Origin of the sequence: Mycobacterium sp. PO1 (assembly GCF_017312405.1) — a bacterium.
Taxonomy (GTDB): Bacteria; Actinomycetota; Actinomycetes; order Mycobacteriales; family Mycobacteriaceae; genus Mycobacterium.
The window spans coordinates 1-1,692 of sequence record NZ_BLTG01000130.1 but is presented as its reverse complement, the minus strand read 5'-3'; the positions used below and the strand labels follow the sequence as shown (position 1 = coordinate 1,692).

General features: G+C 63.5%; 1 protein-coding gene. It reads right to left on the bottom strand.

Annotated features, from left to right (window positions below; all coding sequences use genetic code 11):
- Positions 1–1,692 (bottom strand): Ig-like domain-containing protein (locus J3476_RS27315; protein WP_207069394.1); only part of this gene is annotated, 1,692 nt, incomplete at both ends.

The window sequence follows — 1,692 nt, the reverse complement described above, 5'->3', positions numbered from 1 at the left end:
CTGTCGGTGCCGTTGTAGTTGGCGGTCGGGGTGTAGGTGAAGGTGCCGTCATTGTTGAGGGTCAGCGCGCCATGACTGGGTCCGCTGGCCAACACTGCGGTGAGGGTGTCGGCGTCGGCGTCGGCGTCATTGGCCAGGACGTTGCCGTTGACGGCCGACTCCTCACTCGTCGTGTAGGCGTCGTTCACGGCGGAGGGGGCGTCGTTGACTGACGTGACGGTGATCGTGACAACTGCGGTGGTGCTGTTGGCGATACCGTCGTTGGCTTTGTAGGTGAAGACGTCGGTGCCGTGATAGTTGGTGGTGGGGGTGTAGGTGAAGCTGCCGTCGCTGTTGAGGATGAGGGTGCCGCGGGTCGGTCCGGTGACCAGTGTTGCGGTGAGGGTGTTTCCGTCGGCGTCAGTGTCGTTGGTCAGGACGTTGCCGGTCAGCTGGGTGTTTTCGTTGGTGGTGTAGCTGTTGTTCACGGCGACGGGAATGTCGTTGACGGCGTTGACGGTTACGGTCACGGTCGCGGCGGTGCTTGTGGTCGTGCCGTCGGTGGCGGTGTAGGTGAAGCTGTCGGTGCCGTGGTAGTTGGCGGTGGGGGTGTAGGTGAAGGTGCCGTCGTCGTTGAGGACGAGGGCGCCGTGGGTGGGTCCGTCGACCAGGGTTGCGGTGAGTGAATCGCCGTCGATGTCGGTGTCGTTGGTCAGGACGTTGCCGGCGAGTGGGGTGTCTTCGTTGGTGGTGACGGTGTCGTCGGTGGCGACGGGGGTGTCGTTGACGGCGGTGACGGTGATGCTGACCGTGCTTACCGCGCTGGTGGCGGTGCCGTCGGTGGCGGTGTAGGTGAAGGTGTCGGTGCCGTAGTAGTCGGCGTCGGGGGTGTAGGTGAAGGTGCCGTCGTTGTTGAGGACCAGTTCGCCGTGGGTGGGTCCGTCGACGAGGGTGGCGGTCAGTGAATCGCCGTCGACATCAGTGTCGTTGGTCAGGACGTTGCCCGAGAGTGGGGTGTCTTCGTCGGTGGTGAAGCTGTCGCCGGTTGCCACCGGCACGTCGTTGACCGACGAAATTGAAACGGTCACCAGAGCGCTATCCGTCAGCGCTGCGTCGCCGGCGGTGTAGGTGAAGCTATCGGTGCCGGTGTAGTCAGCGTCGGGGGTGTAGGTGAAAGTGCCGTCGCTGTTCAGAACCAGGGTGCCATGAGTAGGTCCGGCGACCAGCGTGGCGGAAAGGCTGTCGCCTTCTGCGTCGGTGTCGTTGGCGAGCACGTTGCCGGACAGCGGGATGTCTTCGTCTGTGGTGTAGCTGTCGTCGACTGCATTCGGAGCATCGTTGATGGCGGTCACGGCGATCGTCACCAGGGCGGTATTGCTCGTTGCCGTTCCATCCGGAACCTGGTAGCTGAAGCTGTCGACACCGCTGTAGTTGGCGGTGGGTGTGTAGGAGAAGCTGCCGTCGGGATTCAGGACCAATGTGCCGTGAGCCGGTCCGGAGAGCAAAGCGGCAGTGAAGGTGTCGCCGTCGACGTCGACGTCGTTGGTCAACACGTTGCCCAGCAGACTGCTGTCCTCGCCGGTCGAATAGGAATCGTTGTTGGCGACAGTAGCGTCGTTGACGGGGTTGACGGTGATGGTGACGGTGGCGGGGGAGCTGGTGGCGGTGCCGTCGGTGGCGGTGTAGGTGAAGTTGTCGGTGCCGTGGTAGTCG